The organism is Streptomyces virginiae (genome assembly GCF_041432505.1).
Taxonomy (GTDB): Bacteria; Actinomycetota; Actinomycetes; order Streptomycetales; family Streptomycetaceae; genus Streptomyces; species Streptomyces virginiae_A.
The window spans coordinates 8714783-8741595 of the sequence record NZ_CP107871.1 but is presented as its reverse complement, the minus strand read 5'-3'; the positions used below and the strand labels follow the sequence as shown (position 1 = coordinate 8741595).

General features: G+C 72.3%; 18 protein-coding genes and 2 pseudogenes. 8 read left to right on the top strand and 12 right to left on the bottom strand.

Features of this window, described 5'->3' with window-relative positions; all coding sequences use genetic code 11:
- Positions 1-6 precede the first annotated feature (6 nt).
- The 3 genes and pseudogenes from OG624_RS40290 to OG624_RS40280 all read right to left on the bottom strand — a co-directional run.
- Positions 7-1110, bottom strand: a pseudogene (locus OG624_RS40290) (IS630 family transposase); the annotation flags it as partial.
- Positions 1111-1295: 185 nt separating this feature from the next.
- Positions 1296-1508, bottom strand: a complete 213-nt coding sequence (locus OG624_RS40285) for a chitin binding peritrophin-A domain-containing protein (protein ID WP_371640673.1) — start codon at positions 1506-1508, stop codon at positions 1296-1298.
- On the bottom strand, positions 1505-2497 hold the full coding sequence (locus OG624_RS40280) for a MauE/DoxX family redox-associated membrane protein (protein WP_371640672.1): 993 nt from the start codon (positions 2495-2497) through the stop codon (positions 1505-1507). The genes OG624_RS40285 and OG624_RS40280 overlap by 4 nt, the downstream gene beginning before the upstream one ends.
- A 1080-nt stretch (positions 2498-3577) precedes the next feature.
- On the opposite strand from OG624_RS40280, the gene OG624_RS40275 reads away from it, so the two are divergent.
- From OG624_RS40275 to OG624_RS40250, 6 genes are all read left to right on the top strand, one after another.
- The gene (locus OG624_RS40275; RefSeq protein ID WP_371640671.1) at positions 3578-4942 is read left to right on the top strand and encodes an MFS transporter; all 1365 of its coding nucleotides are present in this window, start codon (positions 3578-3580) and stop codon (positions 4940-4942) included.
- A gap of 189 nt (positions 4943-5131) precedes the next feature.
- Entirely contained in the window at positions 5132-6439 is a 1308-nt protein-coding gene (locus OG624_RS40270) for a condensation domain-containing protein (protein ID WP_371640670.1), read from the top strand.
- Between the two features lie 384 nt (positions 6440-6823).
- On the top strand, positions 6824-10006 hold the full coding sequence (locus OG624_RS40265) for a non-ribosomal peptide synthetase (RefSeq protein ID WP_371640669.1): 3183 nt from the start codon (positions 6824-6826) through the stop codon (positions 10004-10006).
- The gene (locus OG624_RS40260; RefSeq protein WP_371640668.1) at positions 10006-11979 is read left to right on the top strand and encodes a non-ribosomal peptide synthetase; all 1974 of its coding nucleotides are present in this window, start codon (positions 10006-10008) and stop codon (positions 11977-11979) included. The genes OG624_RS40265 and OG624_RS40260 overlap by 1 nt, the downstream gene beginning before the upstream one ends.
- A gap of 1 nt (position 11980) precedes the next feature.
- A complete protein-coding gene (locus OG624_RS40255) occupies positions 11981-13864 on the top strand; it encodes a non-ribosomal peptide synthetase (RefSeq protein ID WP_371640667.1) in 1884 nt (627 codons plus the stop codon).
- Entirely contained in the window at positions 13854-16961 is a 3108-nt protein-coding gene (locus tag OG624_RS40250) for a condensation domain-containing protein (protein WP_371640666.1), read from the top strand. The genes OG624_RS40255 and OG624_RS40250 overlap by 11 nt, the downstream gene beginning before the upstream one ends.
- Positions 16962-17774: 813 nt before the next feature.
- Here OG624_RS40250 and OG624_RS40245 read toward each other — a convergent pair.
- The 5 genes from OG624_RS40245 to OG624_RS40220 form a co-directional block, all read right to left on the bottom strand.
- Positions 17775-18479, bottom strand: a complete 705-nt coding sequence (locus tag OG624_RS40245; protein WP_371640665.1) for a restriction endonuclease — start codon at positions 18477-18479, stop codon at positions 17775-17777.
- Positions 18480-18540: 61 nt separating this feature from the next.
- On the bottom strand, positions 18541-18750 hold the full coding sequence (locus tag OG624_RS40240) for a hypothetical protein (protein WP_266360579.1): 210 nt from the start codon (positions 18748-18750) through the stop codon (positions 18541-18543).
- A gap of 258 nt (positions 18751-19008) precedes the next feature.
- Positions 19009-19437 carry a hypothetical protein gene (locus OG624_RS40235; protein ID WP_371640664.1) on the bottom strand — a complete coding sequence of 143 codons (429 nt, stop codon included), beginning with the start codon at positions 19435-19437 and terminating at the stop codon, positions 19009-19011.
- Positions 19438-19973: 536 nt separating this feature from the next.
- Complete coding sequence (locus tag OG624_RS40225; RefSeq protein ID WP_371640663.1) at positions 19974-20774, bottom strand: IS5 family transposase; 801 nt, start codon at positions 20772-20774, stop codon at positions 19974-19976.
- A 41-nt stretch (positions 20775-20815) separates the two neighbouring features.
- Complete coding sequence (locus OG624_RS40220) at positions 20816-21229, bottom strand: hypothetical protein (RefSeq protein ID WP_371640662.1); 414 nt, start codon at positions 21227-21229, stop codon at positions 20816-20818.
- Between the two features lie 261 nt (positions 21230-21490).
- Here OG624_RS40220 and OG624_RS40215 point away from each other — a divergent pair, with 261 nt between their 5' ends.
- A complete protein-coding gene (locus OG624_RS40215; protein WP_371640661.1) occupies positions 21491-22477 on the top strand; it encodes a hypothetical protein in 987 nt (328 codons plus the stop codon).
- A 44-nt stretch (positions 22478-22521) separates the two neighbouring features.
- On the opposite strand, the gene OG624_RS40210 is transcribed toward OG624_RS40215, so the two are convergent.
- The 4 genes and pseudogenes from OG624_RS40210 to OG624_RS40195 form a co-directional block, all read right to left on the bottom strand.
- Positions 22522-22929, bottom strand: coding sequence for a hypothetical protein (locus OG624_RS40210; RefSeq protein WP_371640660.1), 408 nt, complete (start codon positions 22927-22929; stop codon positions 22522-22524).
- 182 nt (positions 22930-23111) lie between these two features.
- Positions 23112-23249, bottom strand: a pseudogene (locus OG624_RS40205) (HNH endonuclease); the annotation flags it as partial.
- Positions 23250-23585: 336 nt separating this feature from the next.
- A complete protein-coding gene (locus OG624_RS40200; RefSeq protein ID WP_371640659.1) occupies positions 23586-23726 on the bottom strand; it encodes a hypothetical protein in 141 nt (46 codons plus the stop codon).
- A 1835-nt stretch (positions 23727-25561) separates the two neighbouring features.
- Entirely contained in the window at positions 25562-25879 is a 318-nt protein-coding gene (locus OG624_RS40195; protein ID WP_371640922.1) for a hypothetical protein, read from the bottom strand.
- A 159-nt stretch (positions 25880-26038) separates the two neighbouring features.
- Here OG624_RS40195 and OG624_RS40190 point away from each other — a divergent pair, with 159 nt between their 5' ends.
- Positions 26039-26236: a hypothetical protein gene (locus OG624_RS40190; RefSeq protein ID WP_161296808.1), complete on the top strand. Its 198-nt coding sequence runs from the start codon at positions 26039-26041 to the stop codon at positions 26234-26236.
- The last annotated feature ends 577 nt before the right edge of the window (positions 26237-26813 follow it).

Here is a 26813-nt window from a genome sequence, read left to right as displayed (position 1 = left end):
CTGAGAGGGGCGTCCGCCCCAGCGGATGCCCTTCTCGCTGCGGATGCGGGCACGTTCCTTGCGTTGTGCGGCGAGCACGTCGCGGTGGCGGGCGTTGGCGTTGCGCCAGCGCAGGTAGCGGTGCAGGGCCCGGGTTTGCGCGGGGTGGCTGCGGTGGTGGGAGTTGGCCAGGGTGAACTGCCGCAGGGGGCCGAAGTGCGCCTCGATGGGGTTGGCCCAGGAGGCGTAGGTTGGGGTGAAACACAGCTCGACCTTGTTCTTCTTCGCCCAGCGGCGGATGTCCGCGCCGGTGTGGGCGGAGAGGTTGTCCAGAATGATGTAGATCGGGGCGCCGTCGGGTCTGGCGGCGCGGATCGACTTCAGCGCGGCCAGGCTGTTGGCGGTGCCCTTGCGGCGGCGGTTGACGCCCCACAGGGTGTCGTCGCCGACGGAGTAGCAGCCGTGGAAGTAGGTGACGCCGTGGGTGCGGCGGTAGGTCGCGGGCAGACGGTCGGGCTTGCCCTGCTTCGCCCAGCAGGAACCCGCGGTGGGCCGGATCCCCAGGGGCCCGAACTCGTCGAAGGCGAAGACCCGGTCCGGGAAGCTTTCCACTACCTGTTCGATGCGGTCGAGCTTGGCGTCGCGGTCGGGATCAGGCGATTCCTTCCACGTCTTCGTCCGCTGGAAGGTGATACCGCGGCGCAGGAGCAGGCACCGTAAGGCTTCACGGCCGATGCGTATGGCGCGTCCGTGCACGCGGCGCAGGTAGGCGGCGAGTTTGCGGATCGACCAGCGGGTGAAGGGTTGGCCCAGCTTGGTGGGGCGGGTGGTGGCCGTCTGGATGACGAAGTCCTCGTCGTCAGGTGTGAGCAGGCGGGGACGGCCTCCCGCCCACTGAGGGTCCAGGCAGGCCAGGCCGATCTCGTTGAACCGGTGGATCACCTCGCGGACGGTGTCCTCGTCGGCCTGGACCAGCTGGGCGATCACCGGTACTCGGTTCCCGCCGGCCGAGGCGAGCAGCATCATCGCCCGGCGGTAGCGCACCGAACTGGTACTGCCCCGGCGGACGAACTGCTGCAGCTTCTGCCCTTCCTGATCGGTCAATCTGCGCACCCTCACAGGCTCGGCCACCACACCTCCAGCAGTCGGAACGAACGTCACCGCCCATCCAACCGCTCCGGCCACCAACCCGGCGAACCTATGCGGTCACAGCACTAGTGATCATGTGCGGGGAGAAGGGCGGCCTGCCCCGAACGCCCGCGCCCGAGCCTCGGTGGAGGCCCCGTCTGGGCAGGGGCCTCCACCGAGGGAACAGGTCAGTCGTCGATGCAGGGGTAGTCGCGGGGAAGGTCACACACGGGCCCGGGACGGACGTTCGGGTTGAAGTTCATGCCCTCGGGACAGTCCATGACGTAGGCGACGCCGTTGCTGCACTGGATGAACTTGGAGCAGTGATCCGGGTGGACGTAGGACTCACCCTGATCGCCCTGTGAGCAGTCGAAGTCGGGGTAGGTCTCGGTCTGGCTCATGCGGTGCCTTTCAGTCGGGGACACCGGATGGTGGTGGCGAGGAGTTCGCGGGAGGCTGTGGGGCCCGAGGCTGTGGGTGCTGCGATACGGCCGGAGGGGTCGAGGAGGACCGTGCTGGGTGTTCCGCGGAGTCTGCACTGGGCGGCGACCTCGTTGTGGTCCTGGACGAGGACGTCGGTGAGTCCGTAGTCGGTGGCCCAGAGCGCGTTGTCCGCGGGGGTGCCGGAGGCGACGACGAGGACCTGCAGTCCGTCCGTGCGCTGTCCGAGCGCGTCGGGGAGGTCGCCGGCCAGCTTTCTGCAGGGCCCGCATCCGGGGTGCAGGAACACCAGCGCCAGAGGCCGGCCGGTCTCCTGCCAGTGGGCGAGGGTGCGGGTGGTGCCGTCTGGTGTGGGGAGGGTGAACTGGGGTGCGGGTGTGCCGATGGGGAGGCCGTCAGGTGGGGCCGGCGTGTTCGCCTCGGCCAGGCGTGAGCGCAGATCGCGGAGCGACAGCCCCTGCCATACCGGCACCCCGGCCAGTGCCGCTGCGATCGCCAGACCCCACGCCGGTACACCAGGCAGAGCTTCGGGCAGTCCGGGACGGGCCAGCGCACCCCACAAAGCGGCCCCTGCGACCGCGGCGATCAGTGCGTTGCGGACCAAGGTGCCCGGGCCGATCGGCTTCGCCGCAGCCGTCCCGAAACAGGCGCAGGCAGGGTGTTCACCTCGCGCAAGGCGGACTGCGACCAGCGCACTGAACACTCCGAGCAGGATCAGCGCGCACGCGCCGGCCCACACGGCGGTTGCCGAGGGAAGCACAGCGATGGCGACAGCCGCCTCCACACACGGCAAGGCCCACGCGACGATCCCTACGCGGTGCTCCGGCACCCCGAAAGCAGCGACCGCCTCCCGGGCCTCCTGGCGGCCGGTGAACTTCCCGAACGCCGCGACCGCGAACACCACCGCGACCGCCAACCGGGACACCCACCCCACGTATTCATCCACCACACACGGATCGACCCACAACGAACACGCCCAAGATCAAAAATCCGCAAACCCACAACGGGTAGGCGTGGAGCTTGCCTCGGCGGGCCGGCTTGCTACTGCCGGAACCGTGAGATGGACGGTTCCGGCAGGCAGCAGGCGTGGGTCACAGAAGCTCTTCTCGGCCTTGAGGGACGCGATCCTGCGAACTCGTCGCCTGAGGCGGCGAACAGTAGGCGCAGCCGCGCGGGCCGGGAGGCCGGCCCCAACCGGCCGCGCGACGGCGGCCCGACGCTGGACGTGCCATGAGGGGCGCGGCCGGTAACCGCGCTCTATCGCTCGCCGTCTGCCAACCTGTCGGACCGTGGGCTGGTGCTCCACCCCGGAAGGCTGCCACACCAGCCCTTTGAGCTGCGAATTCAGGTTGGCGAAGGCTCAAGGGATGCAACCGTCCGGTGCTCGGCTCCACCGGCATGTGCGACCGGTGCCGAACCCGTCGGACGGAGTGGGCCGCTTCGTGAACCCCCACTCCACTGTGAAAGCTGCGCCGTCCCCGGACGAGTGGTGTCGCACCCACCAGCGCCGCGTTCGGCACCTCGGGCGCCGACATCCGAGGGGCGGCAGGGGGCGGGCGTCGGAGGCAGTGCGTGGCCCGAAATGGTGCTGTCTCTCACCGGGTCCCCCTTGACCAACCTCCGTGCGCGCCGGACCAGGGCCGGCGCCGACCGGGGCGGGACGCCTTGAGGTGATGCGTGGCCCCGGCCGGGGTTCCCGCCGCGCGGCGTGGTGTGGCTGAGCGGTGCCGGCCGTCCGCATAGCGGACGGAATGAATGGCTCCGCGGGGGCACGGTCGAGGGTAGGCCTTTTCGGTCAGGATGGAACCCGTTACTCAGGGTAAGTGGCGCCGCTCGACGGCTCCTTGCGCCCCTGCCCCCCCTTGTCCCGTCCACCCCTCGCCGAATACGCAACCGACAGGAATTAACGCGTCCGCACCCCGGACAGCGCGAAAGATTTCCCGATCTGTGACCGCGATGCAGCAAAACAAGTCCGAAAATGACAGGTTTACTTTGACTGTTGAGCGATGGGTCCGTGAATGTCGTTCACATGTCCGACACATCCCGAGCCACCCCCGGTGGCCCTCTGCGCCTGCGCGACTTCCGACTGCTACTCGCGGGAGCGGCCACCGGACAGCTCGGTGCACAAGTGACCCTGGTGGCGCTGCCGCTGGTGGCCGTCCTCGAACTCGACGCTCCCGCCTTCCAGGTGGGCCTCCTGACCGCCGCGGAGACCGCCGCCTTCCTGCTCGTGGGCCTGCCCGCCGGAGCGCTCACCGACCGGATGCGCAAGCGTCCCCTGATGATCCGCGCGGACCTGCTGCGCGCCGTGGCCATGGCCAGCATCCCCGCTGCCGCCCTCGTCGGCGCCCTGACCATGGTCCAGCTCTACGTGGTCGCTCTCGTGACCGGCGTGGCCACCGTGTTCTTCGACGTCGCGCACCAGAGCTACCTCCCGCAGATCCTGCCCCGTGACCAGCTCGTGGCCGGCAACGGCGCCCTGGAGACGGTCCGTTCCACCGCCCACGTGACCGGTCCCGGGATCGGCGGCGGACTCGTCCAGCTCGTCGGGGCGCAGTTCGCGGTCATCGTCGACGCCGTCGGCTACCTGCTCTCCGCCCTCTTCCTCCAGCGCGTCCGGCGGACCGAGGAAGCACCCGAGCCCACGGCCGCGGGAGGCTCCCTGCGCAAGGAGATCGGCGAGGGCGTCCGCTTCGTCTTCGGCCATCCGCTGCTCCGCGTCATCGCCCTGACGACCGGCCTCGCCAACTTCTGCACGGCCGTCCTCATGGCGACCCAGACCGTGCACCTCGTCCGTGTCGTCGGACTGCAGGCCGGCGGGCTCGGGCTGGTGCTGTCCGCGTCGGCCGTGGGAGGTCTCCTGGGCGCCGTGTGCGCCGGACGCCTCGCGGCCGGCCTGGGGCAGGCCCGGGTCATGCTCCTGTCCGTCCTCGTGACCGGCCCGTTCGCGCTGCTGTGGCCCCTGTCCGGGCACGGGCTCCTCGGAGCCGTCCTGTTCGCCGCCGGATCGGCGGTCGTCTCCTTCGGCGCGGTCGTCTACAACGTCGCCCAGGTCAGCTTCCGCCAGGGCATGTGCCCGCCGCGGCTGCTCGGCCGGATGAACGCCACCCTGCGCTTCCTCATGTGGGGCACCCTGCCGCTGGGCGCCCTCCTCGGCGGAGCCCTCGCTCAGTCCTACGGATCGCGCACGGCCCTCGCCTGGTGCGCCGTCGGCATCCTCGCCGTACCCCTGCCGCTGCTGCTCTCCCCGCTGCGCCGCATGCGGGACCTGCCCGGACCGCACGACGACGCGGACGCCGGCGCCGAACCCGGGGCACCGCGCGCCACCGCCACCGCCACCGACACGGCCACCGTCGACGGTGACGAACGGCCCACTCCCGCGCCCACCCGCTGACCGCCCCACCCCGGCCGCCGCCAGGCCCCCGCCCCCCGGCCACCCCAGGCCGCCGCCCCGCACCCGTACGGCGACCGGCAACGCGAACCCCCGCGCGGGCCCCGCCCGCCGCCACCGACCACTCACCGCCCCGTCCGCAGGGGCCGCGCCACCCGTCCGCGCGACTGCGGCGACGACGAAGAGGACCACGTGCTCAGCATCACGAGTCAGTACCTCGCCCGCTACCGGCGCCTCACCGGCGACCGGTCCGACACCGTACTGCCGGTCACCGGAGCGCAGCGCCGCTTCCTGCTGGTACGTTCGCTGGACCCCTCCGGACGCCCCGACCTGGTGCCGATGTTCTTCGCGTTCCCGTACGGAACCGTCGACCCCGAACGCCTGCGGGCGGCGGCGTCCAGGCTTGCCGCACGGCACACGGCCCTGCGCTCACGGCCCGGCGTCACCCGCGGCACACCCGTCCTGCGCGTCGCCGACCCGGACGTCGACCTGGCGCGCCCGGCCCTCCTGCCGGGGGAGTCGGCCGCCGACGCGCTGCGCCGCGCGCTGGACTCCTGGGACGGCCAGGGTTCCCCCTTGAGGCTCTTCCTCGTACGCGACGAGGAGCACGAGGAGGAGATCCTCGCCGTCGCCCTGGACCACGCCGTCTGCGACGGCCGTTCCCTGGCACGGATCGTCGACGAACTCGGCGCCGCCTACAGCGAGGAGGCCATCGGTTCCCCCGTCGCACCCGGGGAGACGGACGCCGAACTCACGGCCTACCGCGACGCGGTCCTGAGCCAACTCGCCGCCGAGGAAAAGGCGGAGACGCCCGAGGCGGCCGCCTACTGGGCCGGCCGGCTGCGCGCGCTGCGGTCCCACGCCCCGGCGCGCGGTCCGGCCCGCGTCCCCGAGGGTGCACGGCCCAGCGGCGCCGCGCAGGCCCGGCTGCCCGCGCACGACGGCGGCGTGTCCTTCCCCGCACTGCTCGACGCCTGCCGCTCCGCGGCCCGCGAACTGTACGGCCCCGGCCGCACGGTCCCGCTGGGCTACCCCTGGGGCGGCCGTCCCCCGGGCGCGGAGCCGGTCGTCGGCTGTTTCCTGAACACGCTCGTCTTCCCGGCCGACACCGGGCAGGCGGAGGGACCCGGCAGCGGCACCGACCAGGAGGCGCTGGCCGACGCCTGGTGGGACGACCTCGACCGGGCCGACGTACCGTTCGACGCCGTCGTGACCGCCGCGCGCGCCGCCGGCTCCGCCTGGACCGGAGGGCTCGACGGACTGCTCACCGTGGACGACGACACCCGTCGTCCGCCCCTCGTACTGGCCGGTGTCGAGGGCCGGGAGGTCCATGTCGACGGCAGACCCGTCCGTGGCCCCTTCGCCGTCTCCGTCACCCAGGGGGCGGAGATCCGACTGCGGATGGTGTGGGACCGGGCAGTGCTGGACGACGAGAGCGCGCACCGCGCGTTCGACGCGCTCACCCACGCGCTGCGCCCCTCGGACCGCACCGTGCAGTGACCGGGCCGCGCCGCCGCCCCGAGGCATTGCCCACCCGCGCACGCCGCGGCGCGGCAACCCGGCCACCGGCGGCACGGCACGCACCACCCACATGTCCCGGGAGCCCGGCAGCTGCACGCCCGCGTGCGCTGCCGGCACCCGATCCGGCCGCGGCGCCCCCGGCGCGTCACGGACCCGCGACCACCGCGCACCGCGCACCGCGCACCGCGCACCGAAGCCCACACCCACCCGGCCTCCCGCGCCACCGCGCACCCCACGACTTCCCCCCATGGCATCCCCCCACGCAGAAAGCGGCACCGCGCGACCCGCGACGCCGTCCGCATGACCGCCGGACACGACCGTGACCCGGCACCGGAAACCGACCCACAACCTCAGGGATCGCCCATGCTTCCCCTCTCCTCCTCGCAGGAGATCGTCTGGCTGCACGAGCAGATGCAGCCCGGCAGTCGCGCCTACAACTTCACCGCCTCACTGGACCTGTGGGGCACGCTCGACACCGACGCGCTGCGCCTGGGTCTCGAAGCCACCCTCGCCCGCCACCCCGGCCTGCGGCTCGAACTCGTCGCCTCCGCCGGTTCCGTACCGGCGCAGCGGGTCGCCCGAGCGTGTGCGCCGAGGCTGCGCACGACCGACCTCAGCACGGAGGCGGACCCCGAGGCGGCCTTCGCGCACCTCCTGCGCACCGAGGCCGAGACACCGCTCGACACGTTCGAGGCACCGCTGATCCGCTGGACGCTCGTGCGCCTGGCCGAGCGCCACCACCGGCTCATCCACGTCGAGCACCACCTGATCCACGACGGGCACTCCTTCGCGATCCTGCTCGACGACGTCTTTCGCGTGTACCGCGCCCACGTCCTCGGCGAGGCCCTCCAGCTCCCGCCCGCCTCCTCGTACGCGGACCACGTCCAGGAGCGCGCCGAGGCCGCGTACGCCCCCGAATCCCTCGACTTCTGGCGGGCCGAACTGCGCGATCAGCAGCACGATCTGCCGCTGCCCGGTCTGACCCGCCCCGGTGCCCGCCGCCAGCACCACGGCGGACAGCTGCGCCAGACGATCGGCGCCGATCTCGCCGAACGCCTGCGCGGGCACGCCCGTTCACGCGGTCTCACCCCCTTCTCCACGCTCCTGGGGCTGTTCGCCGAGCTCCTGCGCCGGCACAGCGGCCGCTCCCGGATGGTCATCGGCACCGCCGTCGGCAACCGCCCCCTCGGCTACGAGGACGCCGTGGGCATGTTCGTCAACACCATCCCGCTGCCTCTCGTCCTGGACGGCGCGGCACCCGCCCAGGACACCATGGACGAGGTCACCGACACCCTCATCCGGGCGCTCCCGCACCAGGACGTACCGGTCCAGGAGCTGACCCGGGCACTGGGCATGCACACCTCCGGCGCCGACAACCCCCTCTTCTCCGTCATGTTCAGCGCCCACGACGCGCCGCTGCCCGAGATCGACGTACCCGGCCTCGACATCACCCTCTTCGAGGGCTTCAACACCGGCACCACCCGCTTCGACCTCGACGTGGTCCTGCTCCCGGACGACCGGCGCGGTGTCACCACGCGCCACGGCGCGCCCGGTATGACCCTGGTCTGGGACTACGACATGGACCTGTTCGGCGAGGACGTCGCCCGCCTGCTGTCCGGCCGCTTCCTGCACCTGCTGCGCGCCTACCTGGAGAGCCCCGAGACCCCGCTGGCCGACCTGGATCCCACCGTCGTGGAGCCGGCCGCCGAGCCCGTGCCCGTCCCCGCCGACCGCGATCCGCTGGACCCCGTCGCCGGGCGGCACCCGTCGCAGCCGGCGCTGCTGTGCGGCGCCCGCCGGCTCACCTACGGCGAACTGGACGAGCACGTCGGCGCCCTCGCCGAGCGGCTGCGCACCGCCGGCGTCACGCCCGGCCGTCCGGTGGCCGTCGTACTGCCCCGGGGCACCGACTCCCTCATCGCCCTGCTCGCCTGCCTGCGGACCGGCGCCGTCTACTGCCCGCTCTCCCCGTCCGATCCGCCGGCCCGGCTCGGCCTGCTGCTGGAGCAGCTCGCCCCGGCGCTGGTCCTCACCGGTGACGGCACCCCGGCCCTGCCGGAAGGCCTGCCGACCGCCCGGATCGACGCCCCGGTCCTGCCCCCGGCCCACGGAACCACCGAACTCCCCGGTACCGCATACGTCATCCACACCTCCGGCTCCACCGGCACGCCCAAGCCGGTCGCCGTCGGCCACGCGGCGCTGGTGCACCACCTGACGGCAACCGCCGACCGCTTCGGCCTCACCACCTCGGACCGGGTGCTGATGTTCGCCCAGCCGTCCTTCGACGTCGCGCTCGAAGAGGTGCTGCCGGCCCTGTACGCCGGTGCGTGCCTGGTCCTGCCCGAGTACGAGGTGCCCACGGGCGCGGAGCTCGCCGAAGCGCTGGTGTCCGCCCGGGTCACCGTCGCCAACCTGCCCACCAGCTACTTCCTCGCCACCCGCGAGGACCTCCGCCCCGTACTGCGGGACGAGAGCTGGGCGCCCCGGCTCGTGGTCCTCGGCGGAGAGCGCCTCCCCGTCGAGGCACTGCGCGGCGTCCTCGCCGACACCGACGCCACCGTGCTCAACGTGTACGGCGTCACGGAGGCGGCCATCAGCTCGACCGTCCACGAGGTCTCCCGCGACGCCCTCGCCGAGGGCGCCGAGATCCCCCTGGGCACCGAGCTCCCGGGCGAGCGGATCCACGTCCTCGACGCCCACCACCGCCCACTGCCGTCCGGCGCGGTCGGCGAACTCGCCGTCGCCGGCCCCGGTCTCGCCGAGGGCTACGCGGGCAACACGGAGGCGACGGCCGCCCGGTTCGTCACCCTCGACGCGGCCGGCGGACAGCGCGTCTACCTCACCGGCGACCTCGGATACCGCCGCCTCGACGGCCTGCTCTACTTCCTCGGGCGCCGCGACAACCAGATCAAGCTGCGCGGCCACCGCATCGAGCTGGAGGAGATCGAGGCGGCCGCGTCCGCGGTACTGGGCGGCCGCTCCTGCGCCGTCGTACTGGACCGGGAGAGCTCCGGCGGGCCCCGGCTCGTCGGCTTCCTCGAAGCCGGGGCCGACGACGCGGACTTCGACGAGAAGGCGCTGCACGCCGAGCTGAGCGGCCGCCTGCCCGGCCCCCTCGTGCCCGCCCGCTGGGCACGGCTGGACGTCATGCCCACCCTCGCCGGCGGCAAGCCCGACCGTACGGCCCTGTCCCGGCGTGCGGCGGCGCTCGACGCCGACCCAGCCGCCGGGCCCGGCACCGGCACCGAAGGCGCCCCCGGTGCCCGGACCGACGCCGACCCCGAGCCCGCGGCCACCACCGGGTCCGACGACCCCATGACGGCGCTGCTCACCGAAGGCTGGCGCACGGTCCTCGGCCACAGCCGTTTCGACGCCCGCTCCCACTTCTTCCACAGCGGGGGCCACTCCCTGCTGGCCGCCGAGCTGGCCGCCTGGCTCGAGCCCCGGCTGGGCACCCGCCCGCCACTGCGGATCCTCTTCCGCAACCCCGTGCTCGCCGACCAGGCCGATGCCCTCGCCACCACCGCCCCCTCCACGGAGTCGTGATGATCCAGTCCCCGGCCGCGCCCGCCGCCCCCGCCCTGCCCCTCGACACCGCCCTCGCCACCGGACCCGACTCCGCCCACGCCGGCTCCGCACCGAGCGTCGCCCACGGCCCCTGCGCCGAACCGACCCGGGTCCTCGCCCGCTTCGAGGACTGGGCCCGGAACACCCCGCAGGCCCCGGCCGTGATCGACGGCACGCGGATCTGGACCTACCAGGACCTCGACGCGGCGGCCGCGCTGGTCGCCGCCGATCTGGCCGACCGGGTCCGGCCCGGCGACCTCGTCGGCGTCTGCCTCGACCGGTCCACCGCCCTGGTGGTGACCGCCGTCGCGCTCGCCCGGCTCGGCGCCGTCTACCTGCCCCTCGGCCCCCGGCCCGGCGAACGCCGTATCCAGGCCGTCACCGAGGACCTCGACGTCGCCTGCCTCATCGGCGACCCCGGTGTCCTGCCCGAGGAGCACCGCGGCGGGCAGCACTTCCCGCTTCCGCTGCCCACCGCCGGAGTCAACGCACCCGCCGTCGCCGTGGCGGCCGTCGCGGACTCCGTCCGCGGCACCCGGCGCGCCCCCGAAGGCGCCCTGTACGCCGTCCTCACCTCCGGTTCCACCGGCCGCCCCAAGGCGGTCGCCGTGGCCGAGTCCTCGCTCTCCGTCGCCCTCGACTGGTACCGCTCCGAGACCGGCCTCGCCCCCGGCGACCGCCAGTCCCTGCTCATCGGCGTCGCGTTCGACCCGCACCTGCTGGAACTGTGGGCGGCCCTCACCTCCGGCGCCGCCCTCGTCCCGGCACCGGACGACACCCGCTGGGACAGCCGCGTCCTCACCGACTGGTGGCGCGACACCGCCCTCACCCACGCCGTGGCGGCCACCCCCACCGTCGAGCCGCTCCTGGACCGCCCGTGGCCGCAGGACCTGAAGCTGCGCCATCTCGTCGTCGGCGGCGACCGCATGCGCCGCCGCCCCGGAGCCGATGTCACCGCTACCGTCCACAACGCCTACGGCCCCGCGGAAGCCACCGTCGTCACCACCACCCACACCATGCGCGCCACCGACCCGGAGGCCGGGGACCGGACCCCGCCGCCCATCGGCACCGCGCTCCCGGGCGTCACCCTCGTCGTCACGGACGAGGAAGGCCGCCCCGTCGCCCGCGGGCAGGAGGGCGAACTGCGCGTCGGAGGCCACTGCCTGGCACTGGGGTACCTCGACCCCGAGCTCACCGCACGCCGGTTCACCGCGCCCGCGCCGGACGCGGAGCTGCCCGCCGTCGAGCGGCTCTACCGCACCGGCGACCGGGTACGGATGAACACCGACGGCAGCCTGGACTTCCTCGGCCGCCTCGACGACCAGGTGAAGATCAGCGGAGTCCGGATCGAACCGGCCGAGGTGGAGGCCGCCTTCGAGCAGGATCCCCGGGTACGCACCGCTGTCGTCACCGTCCTGCGCGACAGCTCCGGGCACGGCCGCCTCGTCGCCCACGTACGGCCCACCGACGGCGCCGAACCCGCGGCCGGGGACCTCCTCGACGCGGTCCGGTCCTGGCTCCCCGAGCAGGCCGTTCCCACCGCCGTACGGATCGTCGACGGCTTCCCGCTCGACGCCAACGGCAAGGTGGACCGCCCCGCCCTGGCGGCCCAGGCTCAGGCCCAGGCGCCGCAATCGCCCCTGGCCGCCGCTTCGGGCGATCCCGCCGAGGCCGCGGCCGGCACCGGCACGGACGTGGACGCTGCCGTCACCGCCGCCGAACGGCTCGTGCTGACGACCGTGCGCGACCTCCTCGGCCGGCCCGACACCGGTCTCGGCGACCACTTCACCGACGCCGGCGGCACCTCCGTGGTCGCCGCACGGCTGCTGGCGACCGTCGAACGCGAGACGGGAGTGCGCCTGCGCGCGCCCGAGCTGCTGCGCAGCACGGACCTGCGCGCCTTCGCCGCCCTCCTCGACCAGCGCCTGACCGCGCGCCCGGAAGGAGCCTGACATGACCACCGTCACCCCGCTGCCCGCCGACCCGGCGCGCGGCACCCCCGTACCGCCGCCGGACGCGGCCACCACCGCGCCCGTCCGGCCGTCGGCGCCGGCCACCGCCCTGCCCGCACTCGTCGAGCGGCACGCCGAACGCACCCCCGACGCCCTCGCCGTCGTCGACGGCGACACCACCCTCACCTACGGCCGTCTCCTCGGGGCCGGCCGCGCCCTCGCGGCGTACCTGCGCGAGCACGGGGTCGTACGCGGCGACCGGGTGGCGCTCCTGACGGCGCGGTCGTCCCGCACGATCGTCGCGCAGCTCGGCCTGTGGCTGGCCGGTGCCGTATGCGTACCGCTCGATCCCGCCCAGCCCCGCCCGCGCACCGAGGCGATGATCGCCGACGCGGAGGTGACGCTCACCGTCGGCGACGCGAAGCTGCTGGACGCGGCCACCCTGCCCGGCCCCGTCCTCGCCCTGCCCGAGGCTCCGCTGACGACCGGTCGGCCGCTCGACGCGTCCGACCCCGACAGCCCGGCCTTCATCATGTTCACCTCCGGTTCCACCGGTCGGCCCAAGGGCGTCCTCGTGCCGCACGGGGCCATCGCCGAGCTGGTCACCGCACCGGACTACGTCACCGTCTCCGGCCGCGACCGCGTCCTGTTCCACTCCCCGATGACCTTCGACGCCTCGACGTTCGAGGTCTGGGTCGCGCTCGCCAACGGCGCGGCCGTCGTCGTCTGCACCGAGCAGCGGCCCTCCCTGGAGGATCTGGCCCAGCACGTGGAGCGGCACGGCGTGACGGTGGCGTTCTTCACGACGGCCCTCTTCCACCAGCTCGCCGCCCGCCGCTCCCGCGTCTTCGCCCAGCTCCGCTCGGTCGTCGTGGGCGGCGAGGCGATGGCCGCCGCACAAGCCCGCGAGGTGCTCACCGCCTTCCCCTGGCTGGAACTCGTCAACGGCTACGGGCCCACCGAGACGACCACCTTCGCGACCGCCCACCGGGTCACCGCACGGGACTGCGAGGGGCCCGTCCCGATCGGCCGGCCCATGGCCGGGGCCACGGCGCACGTCCTGGACGCCGACGGTCACCCGGTGGACGACGGCGACCGGGGCGAGCTGTGGATCGGCGGCAGCCGGCTCGCCCACGGGTACACAGGCCTGCCCGAACTGACCGCCGAGCGGTTCGTCGAGCGGGCCGCCACCGGGCGGCTCTACCGTACGGGCGACATCGTCTCCCTCCGGACCGACGGCATCCTCCAGTTCCACGGCCGCAACGACGACCAGGTCAAGGTGCGCGGCTTCCGCATCGAACCCGCCGAGGTCGAACACGCCCTCCGCGAGCAGCCGGACGTGGACGACGCCGCCGTCACCGTCGACGGCGCCGGCACCCCCGAGGCGCGCCTCGTCGCGTTCGTCGTCGCCGCGCCCGGCCCCGTCCCGCACGGCACGGCGCTGCGCGAGCGGCTCACCGCCGTCCTGCCGGGCCATCTCGTCCCCGACACGGTCACCGTGCTGGAGCGGCTGCCCCTCACCCCGGCCGGCAAGGTCGACCGGCGTGCCCTCTCCGGGCGCGCGCACGCCATCGAGAGCCGGGCCGCCGACGCGCCGGCGGCCCGGATGACACCACTGGAACAGGCCGTCGCCGAGGTGTGGAGCCAGGCACTGGGCATCGAGGTCACCCGCGCCGACGACGAGTTCCTCCTCATCGGCGGCCACTCTCTCCTCGCCCTCGCCGTCACCGACGACCTCCGCGAGGAGCTCGGAGTGGAACTCTCCCTCGCCGACTTCTTCGCCGCCCCGACCGTCGCCGCGCAGGCCGCGCTGGTCGAACGCGTCCTGATGGCCGCGCACGAAGACCTCCACCCCGAGACCCCGGAGCACAGCGATGTCCACTGACACCGACTCCGCGGCCCGCAACCGCAAGGAGCAGCTCCAGCAGGAGCTGCTGCGCCGGGCCCGCTCCGGGAAAGCCCGGCGGACGACGGACGGGCCCACCGCAGCCGCGGGCGCCGTCGACGACGGTCACGCAGCGCAGGACGCCGCCGCATCCGGAACCGCCGCCCGGCCGGCGGCGGGCGTCGTCCCCCTGTCCCGCGCCCAGCGGCGCATGTGGCTGATGGAACGGCTCGGCGGAGCGGGCGACTCGTATCACGTACCGTTCGCCACCCGGGTGCGCGGCCCGTTCGACGTGGCCGCCCTCGCCACCGCCCTCACCCGGCTGGTGGCCCGGCACGCCATCCTGCGCACCCGCTACGCGGAGCGCGACGGCGAGCCCCACCAGGAGGTCCTCCCGACGCCACGGACGGTCCCCGTACACGTCGTCGACACCGACCCGGCGAACGCCCCGGGGCTGCTGCGGCGCGAGACGGCCCGGCCGTTCGACCTCGCCGCGGGCGACGCCGTACGGGCGCTGGTCCTGCGCCACGGCCCGCAGGACCACACCCTGCTGCTGACGTTCCACCACATCGCCGTGGACGGGGCCTCACTGGAGACCGTGGCCGACGAACTCGCCGTCCTCTACGCGGAAGCCACCGACGGGAACGGCCGCACCGCCCTGCCCGTACCGCCGCAGTACGCCGATCACGCGCGCCGCGAGCACGAGGACCTGCCCGGCTTCGCAGCGGAACTGGACCGCTGGAGCGACCTGCTGGCCGACGCCGTCCCGCCGCGCCTGCCCCGGCCCGCGGCGGCGGCGCCGCAGGCATCCGTACGTCCCGGAGCCGCGCGCAGCGTGCCGCTGGAGCCCGCCGTGCCCGACGCCCTGCGGGCGCTGGGTGCACAGCGGCGGGCCACCCTCTTCGCGGTGTCGCTCACCGCGGCCTTCGCCGCACTGCACCGCCTCACCGGCGACGACGACCTCGTCATCGGCGTGGCGGGCACCCACCGCAGCGGAACAGCCATGCGCGGCCTGGTCGGCCTGTGCGTCAACACCCTGCCCGTACGGGTCGACGCCTCCGGCGACCCGACCTTCGCCCAGCTGCTGCGGCGCGTGAGCGACGCGCTCCTCGAGGCCCAGCGCCATCGGCACATCCCCTTCGACCTGGTCCTCGAACGCCTCGGCGCCGGAGCCCGCGGCGCGGACGGCACCGCGCTGGTCCGCGTCACCTCCGACGTCCTCGGCGAGCCGACCGTCCTGCGGCTGCCGGGTACGTCGGCCGAGTACGTCGACGTACCCTCCGACGGCGCGAAGTTCACCCTGTCCTACGGCCTGGTACCCGGCGACGGGGCAGTACAGCCCCGGGCGCTGGTCCAGTACGACCCGAACGCGCTGGACGACACCGTGGCGGAGGCGGCCCTGCGGGACTACGCGGCCCTGCTCCACGCGGTCGCGGCCGACCCGGATCGCTCTCTGAGCACGCTTCCTCATCCCGGCGCGGAGGGCGCCCGCGGCGGCGACCAGGAGGGCGCCGTTGCGGAGGGTTCCGTACTGGAGGGTGCCGTACCGGAAGACCACCGGCAGGGCACCGAGGCGGAGGGCGCCGGGGACGGAGCGGTTCCGGCGGGCGCCCGGCAGGACGCGCCGGAAGGCGACCGCCACCCCGCCGCGCAGGCCCTGCGTGCCCACCCGGGCGTCGCCGACGCCACCGTGGTCCAGCCCGACCAGGGACCGCCCCTGGCCTACGCCGTCCTCCACGACAGCGTCGGCACGTCCGGCCACGAACTGCTGGGCCTGCTGCGCCGCTCGCTCGCACCCGAGGCCGTGCCCGCCACGGTCACGCTCCTCGACGCGCTGCCCCGCACGACCGCCGGCCCGCTCGACCACGCCCGGCTCCCCGGACTGCCCGAGCCGTCCGCGCCGGGCGACCCCTCCGGCCCCACGGCCGAAGCCGTCACGGAGGGCTTCACCGAGGTCCTCGGCGTCGCGCCGTCGCCGGACGACGACTTCTTCGCCCTTGGCGGCCATTCCCTGAAGGCCGTTCAGCTCGCCGAGCGGCTGCGTACGGACCTCGGACTGCCGCTCACCGGCCTCGACGTGCTCCAGGCCCGCACACCGCGGGCCCTGACCGCACTCCTCGACGAACGGGCGGCGCAGCAGAGCGCCGCGAAGGCCGCGAGCAGGCCGGCTCCGCGCTCCCGCGCCGTCCGCCCGGGCACGGTGCTGGTCACCGGCGCGACCGGTGGCGTGGGCGCGTTCGTCGTACGTGAACTCGTCGCGCAGGGCCGCCCCGTGCTCGCGCTGGCCCGGCCCGAGTCCGCCCATCTGATCGCCACCGAGGGCGTCGACGTCATCGAGGGCGACCTCTCCGACCTGGCCGGACTGCGGGATGCCGTGGCGCAGGCGGACGGGGTCGTCCACGCCGCCTGCACCTTCACCCGGCACGACATCGACAGGGCGGCGATGGAGACGATGGTCGACGCCTGGCGGCGCGGCCCCTTCGTCTTCGTCAGCAGCGTCGACGCCTACGGTCATCCCGCCACGGACCGGGTCGCCGAGGAGGCACCGTCCCACGAGCCCGTGAGCCCGTACGGGAGGACGAAGCTCGACTGCGAGGCCATGCTGCTGCGTGCCGCGGGCACCGAGGGGCGCGGTGGCGCGAGCGCCGTACGCTCACCGATCGTCTGGGGCGCGCACGACCGGCTGCGCGAACAGCTGCGCTGGGGCGCCATCGGCACGCTCTACCAGGCCGCCCGCCAGGGCCACCCGATCGACCTGCCGCGTCCCGGCACCGACGGCCACGACTGGTACGGAGCCGCCTGGGTGCACGCCGCCGCCCTGGCCCGTGCGGTGGTCGCCTGCCTGGACCGGCCCGTGCACGGGGTCGCCAACGCGTGCAGCGGTCACGTGTCCTGGCACGATCTGGCGCAGGACCTCACGGAACTGCTCGGCACCGGGGCGCAGTCCCGCGCCACCGAGGCGGTGGCCCAGGACCTCGATCACCGCTGGCACTACGACAGCGCACGCCTGGCCCGTCCGCTCCGCCCCCGCCCAGGAGAGGAGCGGCGGACCGTGCTGGCAGAGATGATCGGCGCCACGGCCCCCGAGCACGCCTGACCCGCCGGCTGCGCCCGGAGCACCCGCATGGTGCACCGGGCGCAGCCGCGCAAGGGGGCTGCTCCGCCCCGGCCACCGACTTCTCCTTGAGACACGGTCCGGATCAAGGGGAAATCTCACCGATCGCCCGACGCTGCGGCACCTCGAAGACGTGGGACCAGCCTCTGCAGGCACACGACGGGTGGAGCCTCCCGCCCCCTGCACCGGCTACCAGGCGGACACCTGTGGGGCGACTACCGCCTCCTCGACACCGCCAGGCTCTCGCACTGACCCCCGCTTGCGGCTGGCTCCAGGGCAGGACGACGATCGAATCGATCGGATCCGATTGGTCATCGGCGTGCTCATCCGAGTTGGGGAAAACCCACTGCCTGCGCTCGCACATCGCGACGGTGTGCCGCTCCACCGCTTCCTCGATGACCGGGTCGACCCGAGACTGCAACCGGCCTGGCGTTGCACCTCGATCGCGCGGCGGTATCCGGCACAGCAGGTGCCGCAGTCGCTCTGCCGCCACCCCGTCGAGACCGGTACACGTCTTCCACGACTCCGCATGCTCCCACTCGCGGGCGCTGAGGGCCGCCGCCGGCCTACTCGGCCGCGAGCAGCAGCTTCTGCACCCCGAACTCCGTGATCCAGGCCCGCCGTTGCGAACGGAGTCGGACAGGAGAGCGCCGCAGGGCTGACAGAGCGCGCGTACCCGCTCAGCAGGCCGCTCGGCCGCCATGATCTCCTCGCGCCACTCCTGCGCACCGGTAGCAGTGGCGATCGCGGTCTCCTCTCCGGTGCGGCCGGCCGTGTCCGCAGCGGCGACCAACCCTAGGAAGCCTCTCGGCGGCCGGCAGGAGGGAGGGCGCGCAGGAGTTCCCACAGGGGGCGAGATCCGCCGGCCCATTCGGCGAGGAGGTGACGGTCGACGAGGTGGAGCCGCTGGGACTTCGCGAACTGCGCGGCGTTGGCGGTGATACGGCCGTTGGTCAACATGACCACGACGTCAGCGTGGTGGACCTGGCGGCCGGTGCCGTTGAGGACCTGAAGGTCGGGGCTCCCGACGGGCTTGCCCGACCAGCCGTCCTTCCTGTGCTTGCACTGGATGACCCAGCGCCGGCCAGAGGGGTCGGTGGCTTTGACGTCGGCTCCGTTGTCACCGCGGCCACCGACCTGCCGCGCATCCGTGCAGCCGTCGCGGCGCATCAGGTCCCGCACCGCAAACTCGAAATCCCGGTGATGGAGTGCGTCGAGCTGTTCGAGGGCGTAGCGCAGACCGCTCGCCCGAACCTGCTCCCACCGGGTGGCCTCCCTGCGCCGCCACACCCAGGCTCCGGCTCCCACGGCGGCCACCAGCATGAGGGCGGCCACGATCCAGGGGTGTCCGGCCAGCCATCGCAGGGCGGTGACCACCAGGCTGAGCACCACTACGGCGGCGAGCGCGGCAAGGACAACCTGCTCCTGGCGCTGCTTGTTGCGTCGCCGGGGCCTGCTGGGTCGGCGGCCGGAGCGCCGGGCCGGTCGGCGGCCGCTCACCTGCCACGCCCGAGGAATGCATCCGGACGCGCGCAGGACGTCTGCCGATGTGGTTCGCCGGTCACTGGCCGGCCTGGGAGGTGCCGCTGACCAGCTGGCCGAGGAAGCCGGCGATGCCCTGGCCGACCTCTGTGGGGGCAAGGATGATGCCCAGAGCCAGGACGATGACGACGGTCATCTTCTCGTCGAACCGGCTCCGGGCTTCTGTGCGGCGGCGCAGCCGCAGGACGACGATGACCGCCAGGAGTACCGCCACGTTGATCGTGAGCAAAGCGTCCAGTCCCCCGTCCGACCCTGTCAGGGGCAGCGGGCGACAGCCCCCGTGTGTCTTGTGTAGCTGGAGGTCAGCGGTGCTGCGACCAGATCGTTCGGGATTGGCGGCAATGCGCTGCAATGGCCGGATTCGGCGGGGCGGATGTTCGGGAGACCCGCGTACGCCAAGGGCCCGGGGCGGCAGCAGGTCGTCTCCGGCTGCACCGTCCCGATGGCCCTCCATTCCGCGGCCGGAAGTGGGCGGATGGAACGCACTTCAGACCGTCGCGGCGGTGTCGGCCAGTTCAGTCGTGGCACCCTTCGGCTGTGCCAGACTCGGGCTGGTCGTCGGCGTCCCCGTCTCCGGCTGCCGTACCAGGGCCAGGTGTGCATCGAGGTCATCAAGGTCCTCATCTGCGGGGGTCACCAACGGGGCTCGGTGGCGGGCGGCGGTCTGGGCGAGGCGCCGGCGTTCCCGGTTTCGGATCGCCGCGATTGTGTGCGTGCTGGTCGGCAACTGGTCGGCGAGGAAGCTCGTGGGCCAACCGTGTTCGGCGAGTTCCTGCAGGCTGGTGGCGGCTCTGTCCGCTTCGACGAGGCCGGGGAGCAGCCGTTCGCGTCGGCGGGCGGTGTTCAGCGGGATGCCGAGGATGGCTCCTGCGGTGGTGCGGTGGATACGAGCCGGCCGCGCTTCGGCCGAGCGCAACAGGCGCCGGACGAGGGTGACTGCGACCCCGGATGTCTCGGCGATGTCCGCTGCCGACCCAACAGCGCACGTCGTTGGACCGCCCGAACATGCTGCGGGTCACGAGTGGCTGAGGAGCACGGCAAAGGGCCGCCACCTGCCGAGGCGGCCGGCCCTGGCCTTGAGGCAGCCGGTCGTGCTCCGCTTCGTCGGCCGCGAGGCCCCAGCTGGGCTTGGTCGCGGTCCACACGGCGCCGTACCGGCACAGGGCGTCCGCGGACGGCGGCAGCCGCTCCGGCCGGGTCCTGGTCCGCCTTCGAGCGGTTCGAGCGGGCCGTCATCGCAACCAGAGAGGCCGGCCGGCTCTGATCGTTCGCATGGAAGGCCGGCCCGGACGAGCTTCCCCATGATGCCGTTCGGGACCTGGCGCCGATCCCGCCCCGGACGGCCCGTCCGGGGCGGAGCCGACAGCGGCTCGATCACTTCCCAGGCCTGATCGGTCCGTTCATGACGTCGCGCCACGAGCGGAGCCACCGTCGACCGGTCGGCGGACACCCCTAGGCCGTTTCCTTCGGATCACCTCGCCGACCAGAACGGGTGGCCAGACCGCGCCATTGCTTGAGTTTGTTGATGCATCGCTCGACGGTGTTCCGCTGTTCGTAGGCCTGGCGGTCGAAGGCGGGCGGGCGGCCGCCGCGACTGCCGAGACGCTTGCGGTTGGCGGCCTGGTCGGCCGGCTGCGGGATCACCGCCCGGATCCCGCGCCGCCGCAGATGACGGCGGATCACCCGGGACGAGTACGCCTTGTCGGCCGGCACCGCCTCCGGCGTAACTCTGGGGCGGCCGACCCGCCGGGGCACCCGTAACAGGGCCATGACCTGCTCAAATGCGGGTGCGTCACCGGCCTGCCCAGGCGTGATGACGAACGCCGGCGGGCGGCAACGTCCGTCCGCAGCGAGGTGAACCTTCGTCGTCAGTCCGCCGCGGGACGTCCGAGGGCATGATCGGTCGGCTCGCCGGCCAAACCCCCTTTTGACGGCCCCGGCGGCGTGCTGGTGGGCACGGACGATTGTGGAGTCGACGGCGACGACCCAGTCGAGGTCACCTTCGGCGTCGGCCTGGGCAAGGAGGGCGGTGAAGACCTTCGACCAGGTGCCGTCGGCGGCCCACCTCCGCAGCCGGTTGTTGGCACCCTTCCACGACCCGAAGTGCTCGGGCAGGTCCATCCACGGCGTGCCGGTGCGGTACTTGAACGCGATCGCGTCGATCACCTGCCGGTGATCCCGCCACCGCCCACCACGTTTCGGCGTCCGCTCCGGCAGCAATGGCTCGATGCGTGCCCACTGGGCGTCAGTCAACGACACACCAGACCAACGATCCGATGATCTGGAGGGAACGGCTAGAAGGGCGGCCAGTCGGAACCGGGAGGCGGGGCGGGAGAGACCCGGTTGCCGTTCCGCATTTCCAGTGGCCAGCGCTCGTCGATGGCCGCAATGGCCTCCTTGCACGCCTCGCAAGCACTCGGCCACTCGGACACGAACGGGTACGGCGAGGCGGTGAGGCCCTCGTGAGCCAGACCGCACAGTGTCGCGCCGGAACCGTCGGCGGAGTACGCGTATGCCGCGTCGTACGCGTGGGCGACGACCTCTGGGAGCTGCGGGGATTCCGCCAGCCCCCACGATATGTAGCCGTACTGCGGCCGCAAAACTTCGCGCGGGTCGTATCCGAATTCGGTCCAGGCGTAGCACCAGGGGCAGAACCAGCGTTCCTTCACCGCCAGTTCCCACCGCATCAACGGTTCTCGCACCGGCATTCGTCGCATCTCATGGCCGCAGACATCACAGGTCACACCGCATTCTGCCTCACCGTTGGCAGCCGCACTCATCTTCGTCGCATGCGGGGCCGGCGCACGGGTCCGGCAAGATCCGAAAGGGGCGGCCTAGGCCGCCCGGGGGATCTCGGCGCCCGCCGGCGCGCCCGCCCCCGCGTTGCGCACGGCGGGACACCCACCCCGTGGAACACTGATCATAAACGGAATGTAATCAAACGATTACACATGATGATCGGAGAAGTGATGCAGAGACGTCGACTCAAGGCCGCGGCTCTGGTTGTGCCGGTCGTGGCCGCGCTCAGTCTCGGCAACACCGCGGACGCGACCTCCCTGGCGGCCATTCCGTGCGACGTCACCGCCCTCAACAACGCGATCGACGCCGCGAACAACAACACCGGACCGCACACCATCCGGCTCGCACCCAAATGCGTCTACAACGTCCTCACTCCCGCGTCGACCGGCGGTCTCGGCCCCAACGCCCTGCCCCTGATCTCGGGCACCGTCACGCTACTGGGGAACAAGAGCACCATCCGACGGGATCCCGACGCGACCGAGGGCTTCCGCATCGCGCAGATCGACGGCCCCGGCGGGCGCCTGACCGTCGAGGGTGTCACCGCGACCGGCGGCGGCTATCTCGACTACGCCGGCACCTACCTGCCCACGGACGGAGGGACGCTCATCCTCAAGCACAGCACCGTGACCAACAGCACGGCGAACCAGGGGGGTGCCATCTACGTGAACCAGAGCAGCACCCTTGAGATGTACGACAGCGTCGTGCGGGACAGTGCTGCCCAGCGGGGTGGTGCCATCTACAACGGGCCGGGAAGCACCACCCTGCTGCAGAAGACCAAAGTGGTGCGGAACCAGGCCACGGAGCTGGGGGGCGGCCTCTTCACCGCCGGGGTCTCCATGACCATCAAGAACTCGCACATCGAGGGCAACCGCGCCTACCAGCAGGGCGGCGGAATCTACAACGACCGCTCTCCGCTGGACATCTCCTCGACGACCATCGCGGACAACCGCGCGGGCCAAACGGGTGGCGGTATCAGCAATGACGGCACCACCACGCTGACGGACACGAAGGTGCGGCGCAACATCGCGCTCAACGGCGGCGGCGTCTGGCAAGGAACCTCCGCCGGCACCGCCCTGACCCTCGTCAGGAGCCGGATCTTCGAGAACACGCCCAACAACTGCCGGCCCGTCGGGTCGATCCCCGGCTGCACGAACTGATCCCGACTCGATCCGCGGGCCCGGCTTGATCCACAAGGCACGGCCTAGCCGTTGTACGTCTTGAAGCTGATGAGGGCGTCCGCTTCGCCCCGCCATGTGACCGAGACCTCCACGGTGTCGATCCGTCCGGCCGAGGGCGGCACGAAGAAGAAGGTCTGGGGGACGGATTCCCCGCTCAGGACGGGCGGTCCCTCCCGGCGGGACGGCAGGCCGGTGAGCCAGTCGCGGACATCGGCACGAGGCATGTGGAACGTTCCGGTCCAGGCGGTTGCGAAGATGTTGCTCTCGATTTCCGTGCAGGCCTCCTCGTCCAGGTGTGCCGGAGGCTTCCATCCGATGCTCTTCAGGGCCTTCGCGCATGCGGCCGGACGTCTTTCGATCTCCTGGGGCTGTCCGATCACATAGAGCACCCACAGCGGCAATCCGATCGCCGCGACAACGGTCAGGGTCATCAGGAACTTCCGCCATCGCGGCCACGGCGGGGCCGGTGGCGGCGGTCGCCAGGGTTGCAGCTTCGGCGCCCCCACGTAATTGCTGAAGTCCACAACGTACCCCGTGATCGATTTGAATGCGTTCAAGTTGAATGCGTTCAAGATTGTTGCACACGTGACGGCCAAACAGACGATCAAGGAGGCGCCAACGGCAGCCACTCAGCCGGATCCTGGTCCACCTTCGACCGGCTCGATCGGGCGGTCACCGCGACCAGGGAGGTCGGCCGACCCTGGTCATTCGCGTAGGTTTCGCGCCTCCGTGCAGCCCACGAACTGCACCCGAAGCACGCGCACCCGTTCGGTACCACGCAGGCACTCGACGTGCTCGCACGGCCCAGCCCGTCGCCTGCACCGCGTGCGACGCCGCCGAAGCGCTCTTGCCGATCCGCGGGCACGGCCGTCACGACGCACCCACCCCCGGCGACCGATGAGGTCAGACGGTCGGCGATGCGGTGCAGTCGTGGCGTGGGTAGCCGCGTCCGCTGCCGGTGCAGGAACAGCACCGAATCGCGAGTGCGGCTGCGCCTGCAGCGCGCCCTGCCGTCAACCGGGGTTGATCGCAGCGCATGCCGTTTCCTGCAGCGTGGCAGTTCCCCCTGATGATCAGCCGGAAGCCGTCAGTTCGACGTACCGCCGGAGACGTGCACGTGCGCCGAGTCGCGCTCCTCGTAGCGGATGTCGACGCTCAGATAGTCGGCGTTGCCGTTGTCGCTCCCGTCCGCAGGGGCCGCGGGGCGCACGCACAGGTCGGCGTCCACGCAGTCGCGGTCGACCTGTGCGTCCGGGTAGGTGGTACGCAGCCACGCCTCCGCCTCCGCCCGCGAGGTCTGGAAGTTGATGTTGTACCAGGTGGTCTGCCACTGCCCCTTCGTGCACTGCTTGTTCCGTGCGGTCCCGGGGGGATGGGCTGCTCGGAGGAATCGGATGGCCTCGCCGCAGGAGGCCGGAGCCTTTCAGCGCAGTTCCTGGTCGGCTCCGTGAAGCCACCAGCCGGCGGACGCCGGCACGGTCACCACCGCTCCGGCCGAGAGCCAGAACGCGGTCCTGTTGCGTTGCGCGGTCAAGGCGAACCCCCGAAGAATGGATGCTGAACATGTTCAAAGATGCGTCCCGACCGCAGCCGGTTTCACATCGCGCCCAGTTCCTTGGCATACGGGTCGACGAAATGGCGGTCCGCCGCGCGGCAACCTGCCGGGCGCGACGAGGAGCGCCGCATCGACCGACCATGCTGTGCACGCCCGCGCCCCGACCATGTCAGCCGATACCGGCCACCGAACCGAGCGGCGAGGAGTGGCGGCCGACGACCCGGCCGTGCGTCTGGCGGTCGCTGTCGAACACCGCCTGTCCGACCCTGTACCGGCGGGCGGTCACCGGTGGCCGGCCCGCGCCCAGCGCTTCGCCGGCACCTGCGTGTTGGTGGCCACCGCGACGGTGGCCTTCCTTGCCGACTACCGGCTACCCATCTGCCGCCCGATACCCGGCCTCTGCCCTCGGTGGCCGCCTACGACCGTGTCACCCTCCGCCGGGTCGACCTCGATGCGACACCAGCCGGTTTCGACCTCATACGACTCCCACGAGGCCGATCTGGAACTCCAGCCTGCCCCGATGAACTTCGCTGCCACCGACGAGGCACTCGGGGCCCCTGCCAGGCCGCCACATACGTTGTTGTTGATCTCAAGCCAGACGGGATCGAGGGGCTGGCCCTCATCGGATATGTCCACAGCTGAATTATGAAGCAGACCGCGACCCTCGACCGCACACGGTTGCGACATCAAGACTTGTCGATGTTGATCACCCAACACCGAGTCACGTGCCTCCCTAAGTCCTCGACAGACGACTCCCAAAGAAGTCGGCATAGCCAGTAGGGAGACCTACGGGCGGTATCCCCGGACATGGGCATGGGAGTCTCATGGCACGTCAGCAGGGGGAACTCATGGCGCAGCGGCAGCGCGTGGAGGACTCGCACGCCGCTGCCGCGCAGTTGATCGCGGAGTATGCCGACCTGCACCCGCGCGCCTCCAGCCCGGTGTCGAGCAGCGCATCGGGACCGACGAGATCCGCGAGCGACTGCTGCGCCTCGCCTGGGACGTCGCCTCCGAAGTCATGTCCTCCGCCCCGGGGGGTGCGCAGCCTCCGGCTCGGATGTTTGCCTCTCGTCCGCTGGATGCGCGGCCCCGGCGGTTCTCGCCCGACTCCGTGGAGCCGCATGCGTAGGTGCAGCAGTTCCGCGGTGTCCGCGACCTGGGCCAGAGCGGTGGTCAGGGTCAGGGTCCGGATCCTGCGGTCTCGCCGTCGCGGACCGCTTCGACGATCCGCCCCACCGTTTCCGCAGCGGCCGGTCCCTGGCCGGGTGCGCTGTATGCGGTGTGCACCGATCCGCCGGCGCCCTCACTCGTTCTGTACTGGTCAAGGACGGCGCAGCGTGCCCGGCCGGGGGTGCGGTGGCAGCCCCTGGCTCCTGAGGGCGGTCCTGTCTTCCGGTGAGCGTCAGCAGGACCGCCTCACGCTTTCCGCCCGGCCGCAGCGAGGACAACGGGGCGAGGTGGGGAGCATTCGTCAGTTCAACGGACCAGCGGGGGCTCGGTTGCGCCGCTCAGGTGTGGAGTCGGCTGTTGGGGCCGTCCAGGTCGCCTTCGGTGTCGTCGTTGAACCGGTAGTCCCCCGCGGCCAGGTACCGGAACGCGTAGCTGCTCTTGCTGGGCAGCTCGACGGTGACGGCCCGCTTGCCGTCCTTGCGGGGCGTCAGGGTGTGGCCGCCGGGCTGCCGGTCATTGAAGTCGCCCGCCACGCTGACCGGGCCGGGCGGAATCTCGGCGGGAAGGATGAAGGTGACCTCGGTGCGGTCCTTGCGCCGTGTGCGCTCCCCGCATGAGTCGGCTCCTGACAGTCGCGGCGACGGGTACGGGCACATCGTCCGCGCCACGTAGGCCGGCCGTCCGTCGACGCCGCCGCGGGCCCTTAGGGCGTCACTCGCCCACCACGGTCGGTAACGCAAATGGTGCGTGATGTGACTTTGGGTGGCAGCGTGAGCGGGAGGAGTCCTTCCACGCATCTCAGAGGAGTCGCCGTCATGGGCGGTATGCAGGACAAGCGTCAGGAACCGGGCAAGGGCCGCGAGGAGCAGGAGCGCATGCGCCCGGGCCAGACTCACGCCGGCGCGGGCCGGGAAGGCGAGCGGGGCTTGAGCCCCGAGGAGCTCAAGCGGCGCCGCGAGGAGGAGATGTTCCGCGAGCGCGAGCGGGACGAGATGCGCGACGAAGAACTCTGACCACCGTCAGAGCCGTTACGCCCACGCACGCAGGACCCGGCCGTGCCTGTAGTCACCTCGGCCGGGTCCTGTCATGCCCGCCCCCGCGGCCGCGGGTGCTCCCCACTGCGGCGTCGCGGCCTGGAAGAGCCTTCAGCCCCCTGCACCGGCTACCAGGTGACATCCCGCGTCACAGACATGCTCTCCCCGTGATCCCCGCTTGCGGCCGGGTTCTTCGAAGGAACCCGAGTCCCCTGCCCGCCCGCCCAGACAACCGATGCGATGGCAAACCCTATGGCGCATGACCCGCCTGGGACGCCCCCCAATCATCTGAGCTTGTTCCTTCTCGGTCAGGATCTGGCGAGCTCAGCGCATGGCTGATCGAGCTGGTCGCAGGCCGCCCTGCCCGAGTTCACCCGCAGTTGTGGTCGGTGTGACGGGGCAGAGGCCGGAGCCGGGTCGAATGCTGTCGGCCGGGGCGGTGACCGGCGACGCGTGACGACGGCCGCGGTCGGCAGCGCCACGGGGCAGGGAGCAGCCCCTGCGCCCTCGGTCGTCGCGAAGGGGCCCGGCTCGACATCGAAATCGTCACCCGCCT

Excerpts from the sequence above, each read along its gene's own strand:
- OG624_RS40275 (WP_371640671.1), top strand. The coding sequence starts at position 3,578 with ATGTCCGACACATCCCGAGCCACCCCCGGTGGCCCTCTGCGCCTGCGC.
- OG624_RS40215 (WP_371640661.1), top strand. The coding sequence starts at position 21,491 with ATGCAGAGACGTCGACTCAAGGCCGCGGCTCTGGTTGTGCCGGTCGTG.
- OG624_RS40260 (WP_371640668.1), top strand. The coding sequence starts at position 10,006 with ATGATCCAGTCCCCGGCCGCGCCCGCCGCCCCCGCCCTGCCCCTCGAC.
- OG624_RS40220 (WP_371640662.1), bottom strand. The coding sequence starts at position 21,229 with ATGCCGGTGCGAGAACCGTTGATGCGGTGGGAACTGGCGGTGAAGGAA.
- OG624_RS40195 (WP_371640922.1), bottom strand. The coding sequence starts at position 25,879 with ATGTGCCCGTACCCGTCGCCGCGACTGTCAGGAGCCGACTCATGCGGG.
- OG624_RS40285 (WP_371640673.1), bottom strand. The coding sequence starts at position 1,508 with ATGAGCCAGACCGAGACCTACCCCGACTTCGACTGCTCACAGGGCGAT.
- OG624_RS40255 (WP_371640667.1), top strand. The coding sequence starts at position 11,981 with ATGACCACCGTCACCCCGCTGCCCGCCGACCCGGCGCGCGGCACCCCC.
- OG624_RS40265 (WP_371640669.1), top strand. The coding sequence starts at position 6,824 with ATGCTTCCCCTCTCCTCCTCGCAGGAGATCGTCTGGCTGCACGAGCAG.
- OG624_RS40250 (WP_371640666.1), top strand. The coding sequence starts at position 13,854 with ATGTCCACTGACACCGACTCCGCGGCCCGCAACCGCAAGGAGCAGCTC.
- OG624_RS40210 (WP_371640660.1), bottom strand. The coding sequence starts at position 22,929 with ATGACCCTGACCGTTGTCGCGGCGATCGGATTGCCGCTGTGGGTGCTC.
- OG624_RS40190 (WP_161296808.1), top strand. The coding sequence starts at position 26,039 with ATGGGCGGTATGCAGGACAAGCGTCAGGAACCGGGCAAGGGCCGCGAG.